We start from the raw sequence: 320 nt of genomic DNA on the forward strand, positions 1-320 counted from the left end.
AATTGATGAAGCTGAACATAAACGTGAAGTTGAACTTAAAAAACAAAGCCTTGAAGATAAGAAGAAGGTACTTCAAGACGAGGTTAAATCTGTTGAGAATACTGCGAAGGAAGAACGAGAAAAACTTGAGAAATCTTATAAACAAATTGAAGTGGCTTTTGATGAACATAGTATTAATCTAATTGCCTTGGCTTCTACTATGTCCAAAGGTATGTTTGAGGAATTCCAAAAGAACTATCTTATTCCTTTGGAAAATGCCCTTCAAAATGCTGACTATGGATCCGTAGATAGAATCTTAGGTGGCGTTGATGACTTCGCTA

1 protein-coding gene is annotated in these 320 nt (G+C 35.3%); it reads left to right on the forward strand.

Features of this window, described 5'->3' with window-relative positions:
- The coding region (locus RCF13_RS07285) for a hypothetical protein (RefSeq protein ID WP_308141021.1) at positions 1–320 on the forward strand (320 nt) is incomplete at both ends.

Source organism: Stenotrophomonas maltophilia group sp. RNC7 (assembly GCF_030910085.1).
GTDB classification, from domain to species: domain Bacteria; phylum Pseudomonadota; class Gammaproteobacteria; order Xanthomonadales; family Xanthomonadaceae; genus Stenotrophomonas; species Stenotrophomonas sepilia.